Annotated in this window: 17 protein-coding genes; 10 read left to right on the top strand and 7 right to left on the bottom strand. The window is 52.2% G+C overall.

The window, feature by feature from the left end:
- The first annotated feature begins 134 nt into the window (after nt 1-134).
- From R1T41_RS12955 to R1T41_RS12920, 8 genes are all read left to right on the top strand, one after another.
- Nucleotides 135-1,247 (top strand): glycosyltransferase, encoded by a 1,113-nt coding sequence (locus tag R1T41_RS12955; RefSeq protein WP_317337394.1) that lies wholly within the window; start codon nt 135-137, stop codon nt 1,245-1,247.
- Nucleotides 1,247-2,443, top strand: coding sequence for a glycosyltransferase family 4 protein (locus tag R1T41_RS12950; protein ID WP_317337393.1), 1,197 nt, complete (start codon nt 1,247-1,249; stop codon nt 2,441-2,443). The genes R1T41_RS12955 and R1T41_RS12950 overlap by 1 nt, the downstream gene beginning before the upstream one ends.
- Nucleotides 2,436-3,563 (top strand): hypothetical protein, encoded by a 1,128-nt coding sequence (locus R1T41_RS12945; protein ID WP_317337392.1) that lies wholly within the window; start codon nt 2,436-2,438, stop codon nt 3,561-3,563. The genes R1T41_RS12950 and R1T41_RS12945 overlap by 8 nt, the downstream gene beginning before the upstream one ends.
- Nucleotides 3,560-4,303, top strand: a complete 744-nt coding sequence (locus R1T41_RS12940; protein ID WP_317337391.1) for a hypothetical protein — start codon at nt 3,560-3,562, stop codon at nt 4,301-4,303. Before R1T41_RS12945 ends, R1T41_RS12940 begins: the two co-directional genes overlap by 4 nt.
- A complete protein-coding gene (locus tag R1T41_RS12935; protein WP_317337390.1) occupies nt 4,288-5,772 on the top strand; it encodes a hypothetical protein in 1,485 nt (494 codons plus the stop codon). The genes R1T41_RS12940 and R1T41_RS12935 overlap by 16 nt, the downstream gene beginning before the upstream one ends.
- Complete coding sequence (locus R1T41_RS12930) at nt 5,769-6,512, top strand: glycosyltransferase (protein WP_317337389.1); 744 nt, start codon at nt 5,769-5,771, stop codon at nt 6,510-6,512. The genes R1T41_RS12935 and R1T41_RS12930 overlap by 4 nt, the downstream gene beginning before the upstream one ends.
- Before the next feature lie 62 nt (nt 6,513-6,574).
- Nucleotides 6,575-7,600 (top strand): glycosyltransferase family 4 protein, encoded by a 1,026-nt coding sequence (locus R1T41_RS12925; protein WP_317337388.1) that lies wholly within the window; start codon nt 6,575-6,577, stop codon nt 7,598-7,600.
- Nucleotides 7,601-7,659: 59 nt separating this feature from the next.
- Entirely contained in the window at nt 7,660-8,025 is a 366-nt protein-coding gene (locus R1T41_RS12920; protein ID WP_317337387.1) for an MmcQ/YjbR family DNA-binding protein, read from the top strand.
- A gap of 12 nt (nt 8,026-8,037) precedes the next feature.
- Here R1T41_RS12920 and R1T41_RS12915 read toward each other — a convergent pair whose 3' ends face one another.
- Nucleotides 8,038-9,327, bottom strand: a complete 1,290-nt coding sequence (locus R1T41_RS12915; RefSeq protein ID WP_317337386.1) for a nucleotide sugar dehydrogenase — start codon at nt 9,325-9,327, stop codon at nt 8,038-8,040.
- 133 nt (nt 9,328-9,460) lie between these two features.
- Nucleotides 9,461-12,463: a leucine--tRNA ligase gene (locus R1T41_RS12910; protein ID WP_317337385.1), complete on the bottom strand. Its 3,003-nt coding sequence runs from the start codon at nt 12,461-12,463 to the stop codon at nt 9,461-9,463.
- A 395-nt stretch (nt 12,464-12,858) separates the two neighbouring features.
- Here R1T41_RS12910 and R1T41_RS12905 point away from each other — a divergent pair, with 395 nt between their 5' ends.
- Nucleotides 12,859-13,533, top strand: a complete 675-nt coding sequence (locus R1T41_RS12905; protein ID WP_317337384.1) for a DUF5610 domain-containing protein — start codon at nt 12,859-12,861, stop codon at nt 13,531-13,533.
- A 66-nt stretch (nt 13,534-13,599) separates the two neighbouring features.
- Here R1T41_RS12905 and R1T41_RS12900 read toward each other — a convergent pair whose 3' ends face one another.
- Complete coding sequence (locus tag R1T41_RS12900; protein ID WP_317337383.1) at nt 13,600-15,012, bottom strand: hypothetical protein; 1,413 nt, start codon at nt 15,010-15,012, stop codon at nt 13,600-13,602.
- 344 nt (nt 15,013-15,356) lie between these two features.
- Here R1T41_RS12900 and R1T41_RS12895 point away from each other — a divergent pair, with 344 nt between their 5' ends.
- Complete coding sequence (locus R1T41_RS12895; RefSeq protein ID WP_317337382.1) at nt 15,357-15,968, top strand: superoxide dismutase family protein; 612 nt, start codon at nt 15,357-15,359, stop codon at nt 15,966-15,968.
- 89 nt (nt 15,969-16,057) lie between these two features.
- On the opposite strand, the gene R1T41_RS12890 is transcribed toward R1T41_RS12895, so the two are convergent.
- From R1T41_RS12890 to R1T41_RS12875, 4 genes are read right to left on the bottom strand one after another with little or no spacing between them, the layout of a single operon-like run.
- The gene (locus R1T41_RS12890; protein ID WP_317337381.1) at nt 16,058-16,978 is read right to left on the bottom strand and encodes a hypothetical protein; all 921 of its coding nucleotides are present in this window, start codon (nt 16,976-16,978) and stop codon (nt 16,058-16,060) included.
- Complete coding sequence (locus tag R1T41_RS12885; RefSeq protein WP_317337380.1) at nt 16,971-18,824, bottom strand: hypothetical protein; 1,854 nt, start codon at nt 18,822-18,824, stop codon at nt 16,971-16,973. The genes R1T41_RS12890 and R1T41_RS12885 overlap by 8 nt, the downstream gene beginning before the upstream one ends.
- Complete coding sequence (locus R1T41_RS12880; protein WP_317337379.1) at nt 18,821-20,014, bottom strand: metallophosphoesterase; 1,194 nt, start codon at nt 20,012-20,014, stop codon at nt 18,821-18,823. The genes R1T41_RS12885 and R1T41_RS12880 overlap by 4 nt, the downstream gene beginning before the upstream one ends.
- Nucleotides 20,011-20,811 (bottom strand): Dam family site-specific DNA-(adenine-N6)-methyltransferase, encoded by an 801-nt coding sequence (locus R1T41_RS12875; protein ID WP_317337378.1) that lies wholly within the window; start codon nt 20,809-20,811, stop codon nt 20,011-20,013. The genes R1T41_RS12880 and R1T41_RS12875 overlap by 4 nt, the downstream gene beginning before the upstream one ends.
- Nucleotides 20,812-21,059 lie beyond the last annotated feature (248 nt).

Raw genomic sequence — 21,059 nt, 5'->3', positions numbered from 1 at the left:
CGATCTCTCCCCAATGTCTCCCGATACGATGGCTGTAATTGTTTCCGCCCCGACAACCATCTGACAAAGCATTGAAATTGAAAGTAACTTATGATTGTTTTGTCATCAAGATAAACACCATAAGGTGATAGTGCGTGAAGATCATTCTGGTAACGAATATCGTTCCGCCTTACCGGCAACGTGCTTATGGCATGCTGGCCCGCCTTGCTCGCGCCGGCGATCCGGATGGTGAACTTGGTATCATCTGCACCCAGCATCACGAACCGCAACGTGGATGGCCCATCCTGACCGGTGATTTTCCCCAGTCGATCCTGGCCAGCGTAAAGGTGCCACTTGGTGAAAACCGCGTCATCGCGATTAATTTCGGACTAACGCGTGCCCTTGACCACGCCCGACCCAATATCCTGATCCTTGCCGGATTTGGCCCTGCACAATGGCAGGCGCATCGTTACGCCGATCGGCACAATATCCCGACCATCGTGCAGTTTGATGGCTGGGCAGTGTCAGATGCGGCATATCAAAATCCGCTGAGGGAAAGCATCCGGCGTACGATGATCGCGCGCGCCAAAATCTGCATCGCAGCAGGGAAAAACGGCCATGACTGGTTTGCCCGTTTCGGCAAGACCGGCACCGACATCTTGATCGCGCCGATCCCGCCATCCTTCACGCCCCCCGATCATCGGTTGGGCCTTGATCATCGTCCAGTCGATCTTCTGTGGTGCGGGCGACCTACACGACTCAAAGGCTTTGATACCTTCCTTGAAATCGCAAGCCAGCTTCATCGCAATGGGACTGCCAAAAACATCCTGATCGTCGGAGCGAACCATCACAATGATATTACTGGCCGATTGACCCGCATGGGGTTAAGCGCGGTTACCAACCTTGTGGAAAATGTCACACCCTCGAAACTTCCGACTTTTTACCAACAAGCCAAGCTTTGCCTTTTGCCCAGCCTCAATGACGCCTATGGCGTCACCGTGATCGAGGCGATTGCGTGTGGTTCGGTCGCACTGGCGAGCAATCGGGTCGGCTGCGCCCGTGATGTTCTAGGATCGCCTGAAATCCTGCCTTGCAAGATCCTGCCCGCGTGGATTGATGTGGCCACCAGACTGCTTCGCGATCAGGCAGCATGGCAGAAAACGCAAACCGCGCAGCATTCGCGCATCACCCGCAACAATCCCGCCCATCACGCCGAAACACTCTGGCAGGCCAGCCTGATGGCGACGAGACGGACGGAGGCCGCCTGATGCATCAACACCTTCCCAAGACCGACGCCCCCGTCTGGATGATCGGCCGCAATGACCAGTTCCGCATTCTCGCTACCCATCTGGCACACCATAACCGGCTGGTCCGCTGGGACAGTTTCTGGCGCCACGACGGCAATGGCCTGATCACGCCTCCGACACGGTATGTCGACCCGATACTTGCCTCTATTCCCGGTCGCCATCTTCTGCCCGATCTGCTGGGCAAGGCCGCCAAAAAACTGGGGCTGCCCGCGCGCAACCTTTATTCCGATCTGCCGCTGTCGTTGCTGGCGCGTATCCATATGCCTGATGCCCGCATCCTGCATGGACAGGGGAATTACAGCCTGCCTGCCATGCGCGCCGCCCGCACCCATGGCATGGCAATCATTTCCGATGTCACCGGCCAGCTTGCCCCTGTCCGCCAACGCCAGCTTGCTGATGAATATCGCCATCACGGTTTGCGTTATCGCGAGATATCGAACTTCCTTGCCCACCGCCGGATCGCCGAAGCCCGCTTTGCCGATGGGGTCTTTGCGCCCTCCGATGCGGTCGCTGCTGGGCTTGAGGAATGCGGCATCAATCCCGCCCGCATTCATCTGGTGCCCTTTTCCTCCGGTCTGTGCACACAGCTTTTAAACTGCAAACGCCCAATGCAAAGGCGCAGCTTCATCCACCTGCTTTATGTCGGCAATATCTCGATTGCCAAGGGCATCCGGATATTGATCGAAGCCTTTCGAACCCTGCGCACCCGACTTGGTCCGACCATCACGCTGGACCTGATCGGCCCAGCCCAGCCTTGTGCCCTTGCCTATCCTGCCAAACTGCCACAGGGCTGCGTCTGGCACGGTCCACTCCCGCAAACAGAGCTACCCCGTCATTTGGCCGCCGCTGATATCTTTGTGTTCCCCAGCCTGTCGGAAGGCAGCAGCCTTGCCGTGCTCGAAGCCATGGCCGCCGGATGTGCCGTGATCGCAACCCCGGATGCCGGAAGCCCGATCAAACATGACCAAACCGGCATCCTGATCTCGCCACGCAATAGCGAGGCGCTTGCCGACGCCATCCATGACCTTCAAGCAAATCCCATCAAACGCAAATCCCTTGGCAAAGCCGCCCGTCATCAGATATCTGCCGACATCATGCAAGGCTATGGCAACCGGGTTGAGGCCGCCTATGACAGGGTGCTTGTTCGCCATGCATAGGCTGTATCCCCTGTGGCTTTTGATCGCCAATCTGGTTGCGCGCCTTGGTGGCATGGTCATTCTGCTTTTGATCGGCCATCATTTTGCGCCAGATCAGCTTGCCGGTTATTTCACCGCCCTTGCCACCATCGGGCTTGCCGTAACCATCGCGCAGGCCGGATGCGGCCCGCTTCTGATCAGGCTCTATCAAACGAGCCAGATCAAGATGATAGTCGGCATCTGCACTCTGCGTGTGGCTTTGGCATTTGTGGCAACCGCGTTCGTAATCACCACCACCGATATCCCCCTGTCGCCGATCCTGCTGATGCCACTTACCGCAGCCCTTGCCCCGGACTGGATTATCACCGGACGAGGTCAGCTTTCCAAAATCGCCCTGATTGCGGTTTTCGGCCAGATCGCCGGGGTTGTCATCGCCATCATTGCCATTGCAACCGACAGCAATCTTGCCCTCTTTGCCATCGCCCCCGCAGTATCACTGGCAAGCCTGATCGCAGGCTCCCTCTTTGCGCTGCGCGAACAAGCCCCCCAGCAAACCGCTGTCAGCAAACTCACCCGTAACCATGTGATCAATATGATCGGTTTCACCCTGCTTGCCGGGGCACTGCCCAATCTTGATTTCGTATTGCTCGGTCAAAACCTGCCCGATGCAGCGCACGACAATCTGATGTTGGCCCAACGCATTTTCCTGATCACAGCGGCCATCATCGCCAGCATTTCAGCAGCATTATTTGCCAAACGACAGGCCGGGTTGCTCCGTGATATCTGGCTTGTCACACCGCCGCTTGCCATGACTGCGATACTACTGTTCATCCCCGAAACGCTTGTCCTGCTATTTTACGGCACGACCAATGCCGACCTCGTTACCTTGCTGCACACAGGTGCCTTCTGGCCCGTACTTCTCGCCATGATCTCGCGTCAAACCCTGATCTCGCAGGAAACGGAAAACCGGCTGTTCCCCGGATGGCTTTGCCTTGCTCTATTGGTCTTCTCTGGCGCGGTTCTTCCGGCTTTTACCCAAGAAGCCGACGCCATGATCGTCATGCAGCTTCGCCTGACCTTCTGCCTGATTCTGATCTTGGTCTGTTACCGCAATCCCCTTTTGCGCAGCAAACCGGCATGAAGAAATTGCAGGCCAAAATCATCAATGACCGCCTTGTCACAGGTCAGTATGGCGATATCCGCTTCGGACCATGGGGCTTTGAATGCTCTGATCGGCGGTCCTTTCTGACCCTGACCGATCAGTGCCGCAATGCGCACCAAAATGGCGATTATTGGCAGCTTGCCGAAGGCGACTGGGCACTTGATTACCACGCCCGCCAAACAGATCCGAACACGCTGCACATCCGGGCGACACTCACCGCCCTTCGCGATGGGCTACTGCAGGATGCCGTCATCCGACTGGTCTGTGACAAATCCGCCATTCAAACCGGCGAAATTGCCGGTCGCAAATTTCGCCACACCAACAGTGACAGATACCGCCTTTACCCCGTCCACACCGCCCAACTGACCGGGACCGATGGCACGGTCTTATCCGTCACCCTTGATCGTCACGACGGGGCAGGCCGCTTTGCGCCTAATATGTACCTGCGCGATCAGGGCGATCACTGGATCATTCACGCCCGCCTGCTGCCCATTGATCCGGTTGATTACGTCTGGCTGCGTTGGGCCAACCGATTTTTCACCCTGTCCGCCCCGCATTGGTTTGCGCATCTGGTCTGGAAATGTCCGGGCGGCAAGGCCCTCTTCTGGCGATTGCGCGAACGACTTGGCCGGCACTGCCCCGAAATACAGGCCGTGCCGCTCAATAACCTGAAATCCGGTCAGTCCCTGTTGCTGGAGGTCACATGTCACTTCCGGTAACCCACTCCGATCTGCAGGAACGCTGCCTTCGCCTCGCCCGGCTGCTCGCCGATCAAATGGCCGATCATCAAGGAGAGGACGGCAACTTCGTGCAGCACAGCTTTTACGCCAAGGCCTATGCCCTTGCCCTTTGGCAAAATCTGGGTGATGCCCGCCATCATCCGAAAAGCATCTCGGCAATAAACGCCCTGAAAAACGAAAAACAGGACCACCTCTATCACCGTGAATTCATCGAATACGCACTGGAAAGGTGCCCGGACATAAACTTCGAAACCCGCAATGCCATCTTGCGAAACGCCCTCTACCAATCACCGCGTGTCGCAAACTGGCGCATCCTTGGCATGCGCATCCGACAATCCGGTTCATGGCACGATAAACTGCGCGCCGAACTCGACTGGCTTTACATCCGCACCCGCTTCTGGCGTGCGCCGGTTTTCATGGATCGCCCCGGCTGCTTTTCAGCCCAGTATCACGCCTTCTGTGCAGCCTTGCTGACCGATAGCCCCATTCCAGCCCAACGCGAAATCGCGGCAAAGGCCACCGATCTGATCGCCCGAATTTGCGGAACAACAGGTATCCCAAACCTTGTCGGGCGCGGTGCCGGGCAAAGCTTTGGCACCGTCACCGCCCTTTATACCCTCCTCAAACATGGCTATCGCGTTGAGGCCGAAGCCATCCTGTTTCGCCTTGAACAGACACTATTGCTAACCGAGACATTGCCGCTGAAACTTCTTGCCCCCAATCCTTTGCCGCATGATCCCGGCCCGAATAATCCGCAAACACCGGGCTGGTACAGCTATAACCGGCATTACGATTATCTGGCCTTTTCTGCTTTCTGGCTGCTGCGCGCGACAATGGATACCATCCCCAAATCTGTGCCAACCAATCACTCCACCGCCAAGGCCGATCTCCTTCTGATCAAGGATACCCGCCATTATAACGCCCGCATGTGCCTGCGCGGAAAGGCATCTTATGATGTCACCCCCGCACCGGTCCTGATCACGAACGGCCATGTCTTTGTCCCACCCACCGGTGGCGAAGAAGATTTTCCAAGCCTTTATAGCCCGGCATCCCAGCCTCTTCCCGCTTTTGCCGGTCACGAGGCTTTCGGGGCATTCACATCGGGCACCGTCAACGATACCACAGTAAACATCGCTTTCAGGCTGGCAGGGTTCCGGGGGCGGCGGAGCATCACATTCCATGAGGACGAAATTGTCATCCATGATCAGGTCCGGGCAGACGACTCATCGGGCCTACACCTGTTCCGCCTGCTGGTCCCCTCCGGTTTGGCCTTTGAAAAACCCGCAGGAAACCGGATTGATTTCCCCGATTTGAACCTGCACCTGATCGCCGATCATCCGCTCCAGATTGCCGATGATGGCCTGTTTGCTGTGACCGGCCTGGTCAAAACGATCTTTGTGCCAAACCAAAGCACCGCAACACTTCGCATTGTCTGGAACCCGTCATGACCCAGGATGATGCGATCACCGTGATCACCACGGTTCGAAATGGCGATGCCTTTCTGGATCGCTATTTTGCCAATCTATCGGATATTCTGCGCCCGCAGGACTGTGCGGTAATCGTTGACGACGGATCGACCAATCGCGTCATACTTCCCGATGGATTAAAGCAGGCCCAACTTATCCGAACCAACCCGATTGGCAGGGGCGCTGCGCTCAATCTCGCCATTTCACATGCCACGACCAACCTGATCGCCATTCAGGATATCGACGATTTTTCCCATCCCGACCGACTGTCGATACAAACCGGCATTTTACGTGCCCATCCGCACGTACTCGCCTTCACAGCCGGACAGAAAATACAGGCACAGGCAAAAACTTGCCGCAATCAATGGCGCGAAATACCCGCAGCACGGCTTTATCGCAGCAATCCGCTGCACCATTCATCTCTGGCTTTCCATCGCGATATCTGGCAACAGGCGGGCGGATACGATCCGGACTTGCCATGTTGCATTGATCTTGATTTTTACCTGCGGGCTGCCCAGCATGGCGAGACTACAATCTGGCGGTTGGATCTTCCATTGATCACGCGAAATACCGATCCCGCAACCCGCCACTTTGCATCCATCCAAACTACAATCCATCGCGATACATTGCGTCATGTTCTGGCCCGCCATCGCAAAGGCATAGCCCCACCGATCTGGATGCGCCTCTTTGATCTCAAACGCGCATTGGGGATCGGCATATGATAAAAAGCCCGCGAATTATTGCCATGCTACAACTGCCCCCGCCGATGCACGGGGCTGCTGTCATGAATGAAAGGGCGCTGACCGCATTGCGGAAAACCTGTGATGTGACTCTACTTGAAATGCGTTTTGCCAAGCGCCCGCGCGACATTGCCAGACCGACAATTGGCAAACTGCTCACGGCATTTTACCTGTCGCTCAGACTGCTCTTCGAACTTTGGCGAAAACCCGATGCGCTTTACATAAATTTTGCTCCCACCGGCGGCGCGTTTTATCGCGATGGCATTTACGTCCTTATGTCGAAACTGTTTGGCGTTCCGGCGATCCTGCATCTGCATGGTCAGGGCCTGCAAGCTCGCCACGAAAGCAGATTCGCGAGCTGGCTGCAACATCGGGCCTTTGCCGGGCAAACCGCCATTATTCTTGGCGATGCCTTGCGCCACCAACTTGCAGGCCTTGATTGCCAATCAAAAATCATCGCCAACTGCCTGCCTGACGAGGCCTTCCAAATCACACGGTCACTATCCGGCGATATCACGCCACGCCTACTTTATCTGTCGAACCTGTTTCGCAGCAAAGGCATTGACGATGTGCTGGCGGCCTGCGCAATCCTCCGACAGCGCAATATCGATTTCGCACTTGATATCGCCGGGGCAGAGGGTGACATTTCAGTCGGCGACCTTGAACGATTAATCGACACTTTCGGCCTTGAAAATCATTGCCTTTATCACGGCCTGGTCGATGCCGGTTGCCTCGCAAAACTTCTGTCCAAAGCCAACCTTTTCGTGTTTCCCACCCGCTATTCAAACGAGGCCCAGCCCCTTGTCGTGCTGGAAGCCATGGCCGCAGGGGTTCCAGTCATCACCAGCAGCATCGGTACATTGGGCGATATCGTTCGAGATGGTGAAACCGGGCGTATCTGCCAACCGGGTAATCCCGAAATACTGGCGAACAGGATATCCGACGCTTTTACTCAAACAAAAGAAACACAGGATATGGCAAATGCCGCACAGGCCTTTTGCCGCGCGCATTTTAGCAAAACCCGCTTTGACCACGATTTGCAGCAACTCATCGGTCAAGTCGTTTCTTGATCTCTATGTGACGGTGGCATCAGAATATTCTGACAATTCTTGATCAGGAAAAAGCCTCAATGACCCGCGATGAATTTAACACATTTTGCAAATCTCTGCCGGTCACAACCCATGTTGTGCAATGGGGCGGTGCGGATGTCTGGAAGGTCGGCGGCAAGGTCTTTGCGATTGGCGGCTGGACCAAGGGCAATACGCTTGGCATTACCTTCAAGGTTTCCGATATCGCCTACGAGGTTTTAAAGGAACAGCCTGGCTTGCGACCTGCCCCTTACCTTGCCTCGCGCGGCATGAAATGGATTCAGCATTATGACGTGCCGGGACTTGATGACGCAGCTCTGCGCGATCATTTGCAGGCATCCCACAAAATCGTCGCCCTCGGCCTCACCAAAAAGAAGCAGCACGAGCTTGACCTTTATCAGGATTAATCAATCCGGCTTTTACAAACGCCAAAGGTCGATGCCCGTGGGCACCTCGTCACGCGGCAGGATGGCGCGCACATCAGCAACAAAGCCCTTGCCATCCTTCAAAAGCGCCTGCACCAGCGGCCAACCCTTGGCAACATATTCACGATGCGACACCGCTAGCACGACGGCATCAGCGGGTTTCAAGTCGCCATCACCACACAGTTTCAGACCATCGAATTCATGCTCGACTTCCTCGGCATCGGCATGATGATCATGGACCTGAACATTAATCCCTGCTTCTTCAAGCGAACGGATGATATCGATCACACGCGTATTGCGGATATCGGGCACATCTTCCTTGAAGGTCAGGCCAAGAACCGTAACGGTTGGGTTCTTGGTCGCACCTTCGCGAAGTAACGCGCGGATCACCTTGTTGGCAACAACCTCGCCCATGCCGTCATTCACCCGGCGGCCAGCCAGAACCACCTGCGGATAATAGCCAAGTTCCTCGGACTTATGGGTCAGGTAATAGGGATCAACCCCAATGCAATGCCCGCCGACAAGACCCGGCGTAAAGCGCAGAAAATTCCATTTGGTCCCGGCAGCATCCAGCACGTCACGGGTATCAATCCCCGCCCGATCAAAGATCAGCGAAAGTTCGTTCATCAACGCGATATTCAGATCGCGCTGGGTATTTTCAATCACCTTGGCGGCTTCGGCGGCCTTGATGGTCGGTGCCCTGTGAATACCGGCCTTGACGACAGAGCCATAAACGGCAGCAACGATCTCAAGCGTTTCTGGCGTCTGTCCGGATACAACCTTGGTGATGGTGGTAAAGCGGTGTTCGCGGTCACCCGGATTGATACGTTCGGGCGAATAGCCCACCGTGAAATCGATCCCCGCCTTCAACCCCGAAAGCTTCTCCAGGATCGGCACGCATTCTTCCTCGGTCGCCCCAGGATAAACCGTACTTTCATAAACAACGATGTCGCCCTTTTTCAGGATCGAACCAACGGTTTTCGATGCAGATCGCAACGGCGACAGGTCAGGGCGGTTCGATCTGTCAATCGGGGTCGGTACGGTCACGATATGAAAATCAGCCTGACGCAAATCTTCGGGATTATCACTCAGCAACAAATCGGCAGCTGCCAGTTCATGATCATCAACCTCGCCTGTTGCGTCATGCCCTGCCTTAAGCTGCGCAATGCGAGACTTGTTGATATCAAATGCAACCGTCCGGCCAATCTCGGTCCCGAAGGCTACCGCCACCGGCAAACCGACATATCCCAAACCGATCACTGAAATCTTGCGCCCGTGGCTCATTGCTCAACCCTTGGATTTTAATTCTGTCTGACTTCTAGCCAGCACATGCACAACCGTCAACAATCCCAGTCAAAGACAAACAGGGCATTCGCTTAAGAACACCCTGTTTGTGTGAAACCTGTCGCGATCCACCTTAACCCTTGACCACAATATTGATCAATTTCGGGGTCGGTTTGGCGATATAGATCACCTTGACGATCTGCATGCCTTCAAGATGGCGGGCGACATTTTCGTCGGCTTTTGCCATTGCTTCGACCGTTGCCTGATCGGCATCGGCCGCCACCATGATCGAACCACGTTTTTTCCCATTAACCTGAACCGGGACTTCAAATTCGTCGTCCTTGGCTTTTTCAGCATCAAATACCGGCCAGTCAAACTTGATCACCGATTTTCGCGTGCCAAATTCGGCCTCTGCCATACGGCTCATAAGCTCTTCGCCCAGATGCGGCGCAAAAGGCGCGACCATCAGGGCAAGCGCACGAACATGATCGTCATGCACCGCATTCTGACGGGTCATGGCGTTGGTCAGTTCGATCAATGCCGCAATTGCGGTATTAAGCCGCAGTTCGGCGATGTCGTTGGTCACCTTGGCGATGGTTTTATGCAAAAGCGTTTCGATTTTGCCATCAACATCGCTTGTGCGTTCCATCTGGGTTGCGACCTTCCAGACGTTGGAGAGGAAACGCATCATGCCGACAATCGCGTCGGACTGCCAAGGTTTGGAGCTGTCGAGAGGCCCCATATACATCTCGTACGTCCGGAAGGTATCAATCGTATATTGATCGCAAATTTCTTCCGGCGGGATGCCATTTTTGTACCGCTTGCCCATTTTGCCGGGAACGGTGATCAGTTTTTCATCCGTCTTGGCATTGAATGGCTGCTTTTTGCCATCCACATCGCGCATTTCAACATCATGGATGTCGACATAAACGCCGCGCGCGTCAGTATAGGCATCGGCCGTGATCATGCCCTGATTGAACAGCTTCTGGAACGGTTCAGGCGTTGCAACATAACCAAGGTCAAATAGGACCTTGTGCCAGAAGCGTGAATACAGGAGATGCAGCACCGCATGCTCCGCGCCGCCAACATAAAGGTCGACAGCACCCGGCTTGGCATTGCCATTGTCATCGGTGGTATTGGCCCAATAGGCCGCCGCCGCATCCGATGCAAAGGCCTGATCGTTCTTTGCATCGAAATAGCGCAGATAATACCAGCACGATCCGGCCCAGTTCGGCATCGAGTTGGCATCACGACGGAACGAACGCACTTCGTAATCCGCACCGGCATGGGAGTGTGTCGACCCCACTACCGCATCCACCGGCAGGACCGAACCATCGGCAAGCACGATCCCGGTGACCTCCATCCATTCCTTGGCGCGCGCCAGCGGCGGTTCGGGTTCCGAATTCGGGTCTTCGTTTGATTGCGGTTTGAAATCGGTCATTTCCGGCAGAACTACGGGCAGGGCAGCCTCGGCCACGCCATGCACCTGTCCGGTTTCCTGATCAAACAGCACCGGGAACGGCTCGCCCCAATAACGCTGACGCGAAAACAGCCAGTCGCGCAGTTTGTACTGAACCCGGCCCCGGCCAATGTTCTTGGCTTCCAGCCATTCGATGATTTTCTCCTTGGCATCCGGGGTCGAGAGCCCGTTCAGGCTGATCTCGTCATTGGCCGAATTGATTGTATCGCCGATATCGGTCTGTGCGACTTTGAAATCACCAGGGGCGGTTTTGTAAAGCGCCAACAAGGCCGCATCGTCAAGATCGACCGCATCAGCCGGTGCATTGGCCCGAAGCCAGCTTTCCGACGGTTTGGTGGTGGCGACAATCGGCAGGCCGAATTTATGGGCAAATTCGAAATCGCGCTGATCGCCGGCTGGGACCGCCATGATTGCTCCGGTGCCATAGCCCATCAGGACATAATCGGCAATCCACACCGGGATCTGCTGTCCATTGGCCGGATTGGTGGCATAGGCCCCGATAAACACGCCGGTCTTTTCACGGTTGGCTTCATCCTTGGACGATACCGGACCAGCCAGTTTGACCTCGGCACGATAGGCCGCAACCGCGTCCTTCTGATCGGCCGTCGTGAGCGCATCAACCAGCGGATGTTCAGGAGCCAGCACCATATAGGTGGCACCGAAAATCGTATCGGGACGCGTGGTATAGACCGCGATCTTGTCTTTGCCGCCATCGGCAAGGGCAACCTGGAAATTAACCCGCGCACCGACCGAACGACCGATCCAGCCTTTCTGCATCTCGACAACGCCGTTGGGCCAGTCCAGTCCTTCAAGGTCCGCAACCAGACGATCGGCATAATCGGTAATGCGCAACATCCACTGTTTCAGCGGGCGCTTGTAAACCGGGTAATCACCGCGTTCGGACTTGCCTTCGTTGGTAACTTCCTCGTTCGACAGGACCGTACCCAGCATCGGGCACCAGTTGACCGGAACCTCATCGACATAGGCCAGACGCCCGCGGTCAATCGCGCGGTCGATTTCCTTGCCTTCTGCCTTCGTACCTTCGCCAATGACGGATTTTGGCTGCGGCACGCCGTCTTCATCCAGAAGCCATTCCCCGCTTTCAAGCAGCCCGCGAAGCTCGGCAATCGGGCGGGCACGGCCCGTGATGGTCTGCCCCTGCGGGCCTTTCCATTCGACGGTCGGGTCATAGAAGCTGTTGAAAAGCTGAAGGAAAATCCACTGCGTCCATTTGTAATAATCGACATCGGTCGAGGCAAAGCGACGATGCGGATCATGGCCAAGGCCGATCACCTGCAACTGGCGCAGCATGTTTTCGATATTGGCTTCGGTGGTGATGCGCGGATGCTGTCCGGTCTGGATGGCGAACTGCTCGGCCGGCAGGCCAAAGGCATCAAAGCCCATGGAATGCAGCACGTTGAAACCACGCATGCGTTCGAACCGTGCCTTGACGTCGGTCGCGATATAACCCAGCGGATGACCGATATGAAGACCAACCCCGCTTGGATAGGGGAACATATCAAGGATGACTTTTTTCTTTTTGGCGGCGTCGAAATCGGCATCGCCCGGATTGGGGGTACGATAGGTATCGTTTTCCCGCCAGTAATCCTGCCAGCGCTTTTCAAATTCGCGCGCACTTTCCTGATAGTTCGCCACCGTCAAACAGCTCCTAAGCTCAAAATACCGGATGCGGAGAAGACCTCGACGCGTTCCGGGCAAGAAATTCTTGCAACATAACTCGCATAAACCCTGTTCAATAATCGGGCTTGGCCCCTGTTGCAATATCAGAGTGCAGGATAACCGCCACAACCGGCCCCGATGCAAGTCCGAAAAGCCGCGTATCGCGCATGACGGGTTTGCACATCGCCCGACCGAACCTATATAACTGTCTATGGCCTTTTCGCCCCGATTGTGCGATATTAACCGTACGTAAAGACTTCCGGCGCGCGATCCGTACCAAGCAGGTGCCCGCGCAGGCCATCAGGAAATCACCGTGTATCAAGCCCGATCAAGGATTTGTACACATATAACCCGCGTCCAGGGAGGACGGCATGGATATCACCATCGGCGGACTGACATCGCAGGCAGCAAACGGCTCCAGCCGCAGCGCGCAGTCTTACCTGCCCGGTAATGACGACTCGAAATCCGGGTCGAACAATTCTATTGCCTCCTCTTTTGCCAGTGCGACCTCGGTTTCGCTTTCTTCACAGTCAGCCAATCTTCTGTCGGCCGATCAGATCGTTTCGGCAATCAATGAAAGCCTGTCTTCGACCGGCCTTTCGATCCAGGGTGTCGATCCGTCCGATTACACGCCCGAAGCGGTGGCTGATCGTATCCTTGCCCGTGTCGGCGATCTGATCGCCGCCAATGCCGGAAGCGAGGAAGAAGCCCGCGAGATTTTTGATCAGGCCAGCGAAGGCATTGCCAAGGGACTTGAACAGGCCCGCGAATTCCTTGAAGGGCTTGGCGCGCTTAATGACACGATCAATGGCAATATCAACGAAACCGAAGATCGTCTGAACGAGGGGCTGAAATCCATCGAAGCCCGCCTGACCGAACTGTTTGAAAACAGCACGGCCAAGGAAGCAGCCGATACAACGCCAGAACGTGATGAACAGGTCCTTCAGTCGCAGGTCACCCAGACCGCGCAGGCAAGTCAGGCCTATGCCGAGGCCGGCAGCAATGCACAGCGTAACGCCCCGCGTTACGGCACGTCCGCCATCTGATCCTCGCGATCATAATCTCATCCATCCAAACCGGCAGGCATCCCCTGCCGGTTTTGTTTTGCGCCCTTACAACCCCGCCGGTCCCGGCCCGTCGTCGCCACCAACACGAAAAAGCTTTCTGCCGGCATCCTGTATCTTGTTAAACGCGTCCTCGGCCATGAAGCCCGACACGAATGCCATGAAGGTCACGAGGAATGCGCTGATTTCGATATTGCCCGATCCGTCCGGCCCACCCTGGGTCACCATCAGCATCCCCGCCTCGGTAAACAGGAAAATCGCGATTGCGGCCGCAATCCCCTCGCCGGTCATCACCATCAGGCGGCCCGCCGCGGCAAAACCGGTTTCCGGCGCCTGTTCTGCCGGAACCGGCGCCATATCGCCTTCGGCCATCTCAATATCCGCCTCGCCGCCCTCTCCCACCCGGCGATAACGACGGGTAAAGCTGACGACGGAGCCAAGACCACCCGCCGCCACCGTCACCAGCAGTGTCAGGACAATCCCCGGCATCTGAAGCAGAAGCGACAGCACCCCGCCCAGCGGCTGCTGAAACAGGGCGACCAGCGACCGTCGCCCGCCATCATCCGTCGCATCCTCGTCGGCCCAAAGGGCGGCATGTTCTTCGCGCAGGTCGGAAAGCTCCGCACTCAGGCTGGCGCGCAGCCGGTCGGCCTGCGCCTGTTCGGCGGTGATATTGGCCCAGGCCACCTGGGCGCGCGCCGCCTTCTCGCCAAAGCTCATTACCGCATTGCGGATCGCATCGATCCGGCTTTGGATATCGGCTGCAAAGGCCTCGCTCACACCGGGTGCAAGCTTCATGTGCGACAGGGCAGTGTCAAGATTGGCGATCACTTCCTTGCCCTCATCGGTGCGCGCCGTGTCGGGCGAGGGGCGCCCCGCCTCGGCACTGAAATCGCTTTGCGCCAGAAAGGTAAAGGCCTGATTAAGCGCGGCAAGGTAATCGGTGCGAAATTCCGGGTCAAACCGGTCTGGTTGCGCTGCCATCACCGCGCCGAGCCCGGCATAAAGATCAAACGCGGCCCGCCACGCGGCAATCGCATCCTGCCGCAGGGCCAATCCGTGCCGGGCCGCGTTCAGCGACGCGGCGTCCAGCATCCGGATTTCGGTGCGCATGGCATGGATATCGCCCTTAAGCTGTGCCTCGTGATAACCCTGAAACACCAGCCGCTCCAGATCGCCGGGCGAGCTTAGCTCAAGCTCACGGCTTAAAAGCTCGCGCTGGATATCGGCGGTAAATCCGGCAAACAGGGTCACGACAAACCCGACATACAAAACCACCACCAACCCGGTCAGCATGACAGAGCCCAAAATCGCCGCCCCGCGAACATATAAAACCCGGCCAAACAGAACACGCCGGATCAGATCGCCCAATCCTTTTGCGCCTACGCCGCTGCCGGATGCACCAGATGCCGGTAGCCGTGTCGGAGCCCCCGAAGATTGCCGGTCATTCTCCTCTGCCATGGTCAGTGCCTGCACCCCGTCCGGTTATGCCGTGATCACGGCGGCCCGCGCCGCCTCAAACCTGACGCTCCCAGACCCGCCCTTGTGACAGCGGCCCCTTTGTCATGCGCTTCCTGTCGCCCCCCATCAATCCCGCCCCGGCACGCCCGCAAAGTCCGGAGCCCATCCCGCCCCACAAAATAGCCTCAAACCCCGTCAATACTCCGGTCGCAATTCAACCAAAAAACCAAAGATTTACGGAACAAAACCCGACCTCACCAGTTTTACAAAGACAGTTTTTCAAAGAACGGCCAAACCGGCACCATGCCGCCCACGGGCCCGCCCGCAACAGCAGAGGATTTCCCATGTTCCATCGCGAAAACATCTGCCGCCCGAAATCAAATGCCGCCGCCATTCCCACCGCCACCAAAGCCAATGATGCCCGCCACATGGCACTGGCGACCGCCGCCACGGCGGCACTTCTCGCCCTTGGTGCGGCGATGGCGCTTGTGCCCGGCCATGCCAGGGCGGGCGAGGAAGCCCAATCAAGCTTTATCAATGCAAGTGGTGCGGAAATCGGAACGCTGACGGTCAATGGCGTGCCGGATGCCGCGATCCTGAAGATCGAGCTTCGCGACCTTCCTCCCGGGCAGTGGGTGGCGTTTCATATCCATGAAAACGGCGAATGCGATGCGAAAGGAGGCTTCAAATCCGCCGGCGGCCATTTCAACCCAACGAACAAATCCCACGGCCATGAATTTGCCGACGGCCCGCATGCAGGCGACATGATGAACCAGTATGTCAATGACAAGGGCGAACTTTACGCCCAGATTCTCAATAACGCCGTTCGCTTTGACGGCACCGGCGAAACCAACATTCACGGCAAGGCCGTCATCATCCATGCCGGTGCCGACGACTATAAATCCCAGCCCTCAGGCGATGCCGGGGACCGGATTGCTTGTGCGGTGATTGAGTGAGGACAATCATCAGAAATGATTCGATACAATGAAAATTTGAAAATTAATGATGCGGCTTATAAACATAAATATAAGCAAAAAAATACAAACTAATTATCAAAGGAGAAGCTAAACTTCAGAATATTTCCTGTTGCGATTGCATCTGTTATAGAATCCGGATGATTTGTGGAACAGCTAGAATGCCTCCAAATCATAACTGATGGATGAAGTATAAGACCAACTATCATTGACAGAGCAGCAAATAATTTTGGCCCAAGAGGCAATATCAGAATATCTCTTCTAGAAGATTCCGCCTCAACAAGCCTTCTAAGTCTATAGTATAACAAGTCTACGTCATTAAGGTCATATGAAATAATATGATCTTTATTATCAATGAAATTAAAGTCTACATTTGCTTTGTCGATAAACTCATCAAATTTTGGATTAGTTCCGGTTGGACGAAAACAGTATACGTTATCCGGTTCAAGAGTATCGATTGCTCCAACTGCCTTCCCATACTCATAACCAGCGCCAAGTATGAGGCATAGCTCGTGACGACTAGAAGATGCATCCCCCAGAAAAATAGGTAAAACTGGCCCAAACGATTGAACCACATCAAACTTAAGATCAATATCGACAAACTTCCTAGGGCAATAAATTAAACATACGCTACAAATTCTTTCTCTCTCCAAAAACATCAAATGCATCAACCTACCAATAACCTCTCTATCAAAAGAAGTTACATCCAACACCACTTTGGAATTATTATTTTTATTTAACAAATCCTTAAAATAAAAAAAAACCTCATCTATTTCAGAGAAAATTCCCATCTTATCAAATGATGACATAAATGATTTATTTGCATCATAAGATAAAACTCCAGATGACATATAATCATAAAACATAACATTACATAGGTCTGGATCTATGTAGTTCTGAAAATAGTACTTTGATCTATCCTCATAACCTATACAACCAATAAATATATCCGGTGACATATCACCAATGTCATTAACAATAATGTCAATCATCAAGAGCCCCCCAATTCAATAAGTCAGGCTGACGTTTTCTTGTCTCATTGCCATCTGGGATATTATTTATAACCTTACTTTGCCCGGTTATTAAGGGCAATGGATAGAAAGGTGCAATTCTGTGGGAAACACGTGCGCGGCAATCTGTAATTTCAAAAAGAAGATGCTTACCTTCCCTTCGTTGGTCAACAACCAAAGCTCCAGCATTTATAGCAATGCCAAGTATATCTTTGGTCACAACATCAATATCCTTGAAAATAAAAGAAAGGGCAGGTTCAGGACGAAATTTCTTATCAAATAAACCCAAAGAAATAGAGGCCCCCAAACAGTCAACAACATCGAGAGGATTCCGTACTTTTCGATTATGCCCACTTGTCGGAACAGCCTGCGTTGCAACCAAAGCCCGGAACCGATCGACATTACGACTGATAACGCGGTTCTGCGCAGTAGATGAGCTCTCACCAGAAAGAAAACTATCCAAAAGTTCATTAATGTAGAAATTAATAGCCCTTGGATTACTTTCGGCTAAACTAATAATTTGATCAAATCCATGATAATACCCGTAACCTTTAACAGATCTCCTCCGTATCACCCCTTCTTGCCTAACCTTTTCAGATAAATAATAGCTTCTAATCTCTACTATCGGCGCAATTTTCCTTACCTGTTGAGCTCTTTTTGCTCCAGTTAACTCTCTAATACTTCCAACATCATCCACTCCCTGATCACTCATATACTCAATAAAACTTTTATCTTCATTATCTTTTATTGCATTATCAAATATTTTTTCAAAATTTTTCTCAAACCTAGTCTTTTTATAGTCTCTTGTTCTTTTGTTAATTGCCTGAGAGGAATTCAGATATAGAACAAAATCGTCAAAATCAACTTTTCTCTTAGCGCACTGCAAAGCCACCAATTCCCGAGAAAAATCATATTCTGGATTTGCAAATTTACTGGTCAAGTTTACAGCAATAAAGTCCTGCCCCTCAACGGGAGAAGATCCAGATGACAGCTTAGCCTCAATGTCATAAAAATCAACAAAGGGGAAAAGAGAAAATTTAAGAACTACTCTGTGATCAAATGACCGCAAGTTTTCATATAATTTATAAAGAACTCTCTTAGGGGCAATTTCCATTTCGTCGAAATTTATACTCCACTTCTTCACCTCTCCAAGAACATTATCAACTATATCAAAAAAACCTCTAAACATCAGAAGAACATCTAGATGATCTGAAACAATTCGGGAATGATCGTTTAATTGCTCGAATGAATTAATTTTCGATCTAAACGAGTTTGCCCGATCTATAAGAGCCAGCTTTACCCCTAGAAAAGATGTTTCAACCTGTTTTAACTTCCAAAATTTGGAGCATTTCCTAGATATTTCGACCTCTTGATCTTCATCGACCCGAACCGCCCAATATGGAGCATCCTTATCACTAAATTTTTTTGCAATGTTCCGGCTATCCTCAAAAGAGGAAATAAGTTCATGCAAACAATGATCAACAAACAAACCATTAAGTATTATTTCCTTAAAACCTTCCCCACCATCACTCATCTTAATAATATTTGCATTTCCCTTCCAAAGAGTCTCCGCCGGGATATATATAGGTATATAGTTCAAATCTATTTCTTTTAAAATATTACAAAAATCACCCCTCTTGCTCATAAAATATAAACCAGATGGAGTAAGGGATTTTAATATAGTGGTCTTCCCAATTCCTCTTGGCCCCACCAAAACAAGATTATGATATCCAGCAATTTTACTGAACTCCTTCGGCATAACTAGATGCTCAACAATTTCCCGAGGAGTTTTATTTCTCGCATTAAACGCTGTCGGATGGTTACTCATGATCCGTCTCCTTGAATCAGCATACCGATCACCTGCCCTCTTTCTCCAACTAGTTTACGATTTCCGCCTACCATCAAACAGTTAACTTCATCCATTTGCTTAACAGATAAGTATTCAACCCCCACAGCCGTCTGGGTCAGATCCTCCAAGCTCCTAAATCCAACTGCATTTAGAGAAAGCAAATCTCGCGCCACTTGCCCGACATCTGGCTCCACACCAAATCGTCGAGTATGCGGCATAGCATCCCTTCCACTCACCTGCCATGCGACCTCCCCCCATTCCCATGAATAAACCACCCCAGACGGCGAACCTTGCTCGTGAGTATGAAAATCTAAAATATGAAACTGGTTGGTATGAAAACGCTCAAGCCGCCTGTATGGCAACGCCGCCAAGCTTGAAGCTGACAAAATGTAGGGAGGATTTTGCCCGGTCACAAAACGCTTCAATGCGCCTAGATGTTTATGGCCATGCAAAACAACACACTGCTTTCCACAGTTTGCCAACCTCTCTAAAAATACCGGCCCGCTTGGAATCTGATCATACGTCGGATCAGTAATCTCATCAATCTTCTGAGGATGATGATGCATAGCTATTAGAATATGATTCAAATTAGTCTGCGCAATTATATCAAGTACAGCTGAAATCATACCATCAGTCAGATGACCAACACTGAATATCTCATCCGCCCGATCGGTCCCGAGGCCATGTAGTCGACATGTATCCAATGCAATCAACAAACAGTCACCAATCTCGAGAGCAGAGACACCGTTCCTGTAATAATGATCATTGAATTCTTGATTTGATGACGGAAACTCTGGTTTAATTTGGGATAAATATTCCAACCTGTTTTCTGCAGCTCTGATGTTATCAGCGCGTGAATCTATATCGTGATTTCCCGTAACAGATATTACATGAGGTATTCCAAGCTCTTCTGCGACGAAATGAAGATCACTCCAAACAGTAATCAAGGGAAGTTTCTTGGCTTGATGAGCCAAATCACCCAAACAAACAAGAGCGTCTATGTTTAGGTCCTTGTCTTTCAAACAATCCACTATCGATATTATCGGGTTTCTTGAGGGGTGCCTATTCTCAATATAAAAATCGCTCCCTTGCCCCCCACTATATCCACCTGCCGACTCTCGTATATCCATAGATAGCGCATGAATATCGCTGACAATTAGGGCCTTCATACCCTCCCCCCTAACACAGCGATAAGCTCATTATCTTTTTTACGTCGCCCGACAAAACCGCCAACATTTCTACGAACATTGACACTTCCAACTATCCAATTGGAAAATAGGCCGCGAAATTCCGAACAGTCTCTATATGAAATTACAACTCGATTTTCTCGTTTCGAGCACCACACGGCGACATCACGCAACCTCTCCAAATCTTCCCCGCCGAATTCTTTATTTCCATACTCACTAAAAACTCTTGCGTCTTTTGTAAAGTATGGCGGGTCCATATAAATCGTAGAACCAGAAGGGGAAGAATTCCTTAAAAAATCTTCGAAATCTAAACTAAACAATTTAGCCATTCTGAGCTTATTTGAAAAAAACAAAACATCTTCAAATGATATTTTCTTTTTAATTTTCAACTTAGCCCCAAATGGAGTATTGAAATTACCTTTTTTGTTAGTTCTATATATGCCATTAAAACAATAATGATTCAAATATAGAAAAAATCCAGCCTTCACAATCCCGCATGATAAAATATTAAACTCGTCCCTTACTTTATAATAATCTTCTTCACCTATATTTATATCATTATACACATCCCAAACTTTTTTAGGGTTAACCCTAATATTCGCATAAAAAGAAATAAGAGCGGGATTGTAATCATTTAGTATTGCGGCAGGAGGATTCGACTTTAAAAAAAATGATGCAGAACCACAGAATGGTTCATAGTAAGGACGATCAAAATCAAGATAGGGCATAATTTCCCGAGCGGACCCCATTTTGCTCCCCGCCCACTTCAACAACTGCATACTTTTAGCTTCCAGCTATAATCGTTAATTCGATTTCGGGACTATCACGTGTTTCATGAGTTTTTGTGGAGCCCCCTCAACAAATTTGATCTCCTTGACACAACGCACTTACCTACAACAATCTGACATTTAACAATATAAAAATGCCTAAAACGAAGTTACCTTTAGGCGATATGAAACACAATCACTTTACCCTAGATAGAGGTCACTAACCAACCGAGCAATATTTCCTCCATTCTCAAAGCTAT

The organism is Thalassospira lucentensis, assembly GCF_032921865.1.
Taxonomy (GTDB): domain Bacteria; phylum Pseudomonadota; class Alphaproteobacteria; order Rhodospirillales; family Thalassospiraceae; genus Thalassospira; species Thalassospira lucentensis_A.
This window is presented reverse-complemented; position numbering and strand designations above follow the sequence as displayed.

Excerpts from the sequence above, each read along its gene's own strand:
- R1T41_RS12925 (WP_317337388.1), top strand. The coding sequence starts at position 6,575 with ATGAATGAAAGGGCGCTGACCGCATTGCGGAAAACCTGTGATGTGACT.
- R1T41_RS12905 (WP_317337384.1), top strand. The coding sequence starts at position 12,859 with ATGGATATCACCATCGGCGGACTGACATCGCAGGCAGCAAACGGCTCC.
- R1T41_RS12875 (WP_317337378.1), bottom strand. The coding sequence starts at position 20,811 with ATGCAGTTGTTGAAGTGGGCGGGGAGCAAAATGGGGTCCGCTCGGGAA.
- R1T41_RS12940 (WP_317337391.1), top strand. The coding sequence starts at position 3,560 with ATGAAGAAATTGCAGGCCAAAATCATCAATGACCGCCTTGTCACAGGT.
- R1T41_RS12880 (WP_317337379.1), bottom strand. The coding sequence starts at position 20,014 with ATGAAGGCCCTAATTGTCAGCGATATTCATGCGCTATCTATGGATATA.
- R1T41_RS12890 (WP_317337381.1), bottom strand. The coding sequence starts at position 16,978 with ATGATTGACATTATTGTTAATGACATTGGTGATATGTCACCGGATATA.
- R1T41_RS12915 (WP_317337386.1), bottom strand. The coding sequence starts at position 9,327 with ATGAGCCACGGGCGCAAGATTTCAGTGATCGGTTTGGGATATGTCGGT.
- R1T41_RS12885 (WP_317337380.1), bottom strand. The coding sequence starts at position 18,824 with ATGAGTAACCATCCGACAGCGTTTAATGCGAGAAATAAAACTCCTCGG.
- R1T41_RS12920 (WP_317337387.1), top strand. The coding sequence starts at position 7,660 with ATGACCCGCGATGAATTTAACACATTTTGCAAATCTCTGCCGGTCACA.
- R1T41_RS12950 (WP_317337393.1), top strand. The coding sequence starts at position 1,247 with ATGCATCAACACCTTCCCAAGACCGACGCCCCCGTCTGGATGATCGGC.
- R1T41_RS12930 (WP_317337389.1), top strand. The coding sequence starts at position 5,769 with ATGACCCAGGATGATGCGATCACCGTGATCACCACGGTTCGAAATGGC.
- R1T41_RS12935 (WP_317337390.1), top strand. The coding sequence starts at position 4,288 with ATGTCACTTCCGGTAACCCACTCCGATCTGCAGGAACGCTGCCTTCGC.
- R1T41_RS12945 (WP_317337392.1), top strand. The coding sequence starts at position 2,436 with ATGCATAGGCTGTATCCCCTGTGGCTTTTGATCGCCAATCTGGTTGCG.
- R1T41_RS12900 (WP_317337383.1), bottom strand. The coding sequence starts at position 15,012 with ATGGCAGAGGAGAATGACCGGCAATCTTCGGGGGCTCCGACACGGCTA.
- R1T41_RS12895 (WP_317337382.1), top strand. The coding sequence starts at position 15,357 with ATGTTCCATCGCGAAAACATCTGCCGCCCGAAATCAAATGCCGCCGCC.